The 558-nt window shown below is 48.7% G+C and carries 1 protein-coding gene; it reads left to right on the forward strand.

Annotated features, from left to right (window positions below):
* A partial coding sequence (locus tag ACOTX3_RS26155; RefSeq protein WP_421635004.1) for an IS3 family transposase occupies positions 1-540 on the forward strand: 540 nt, incomplete at its 5' end.
* Between the last annotated feature and the right edge of the window lie 18 nt (positions 541-558).

Below are 558 nucleotides of genomic sequence, written 5' to 3' on the forward strand. Positions count from 1 at the left end.
TCACCCAACAGGCTCCAGCGACAGTTCAATCCGGATGCTCCTGATGAGCGTTGGGTAACGGACATAACCTACATCAGGACCCACGAAGGCTGGCTGTATCTTGCCGTTGTTGTTGATCTGTTCTCACGCAAAATTATCGGCTGGTCCATGCAATCCCGGATGACAAAGGACATTGTCCTGAACGCACTGCTGATGGCTGTATGGCGGCGTAATCCCGAAAAACAGGTGCTGGTTCATTCGGATCAGGGCAGTCAGTACACAAGCCATGAGTGGCAGTCGTTCCTGAAATCACACGGCCTGGAGGGTAGCATGAGCCGTCGCGGTAACTGCCATGATAATGCGGTTGCAGAAAGTTTTTTCCAGTTGTTGAAACGTGAACGGATAAAGAAAAAGATCTACGGAACGCGGGAAGAAGCCCGCAGTGATATTTTTGATTACATCGAAATGTTTTATAACAGTAAGCGTCGGCATGGTTCTAGCGAACAGATGTCACCGACAGAATATGAAAACCAGTATTATCAACGGCTCGGAAGTGTCTAGATTATCCGTGGCGATTCA

Source organism: Enterobacter cloacae complex sp. IR5384, assembly GCF_049237265.1.
GTDB classification, from domain to species: Bacteria; Pseudomonadota; Gammaproteobacteria; order Enterobacterales; family Enterobacteriaceae; genus Enterobacter; species Enterobacter cloacae.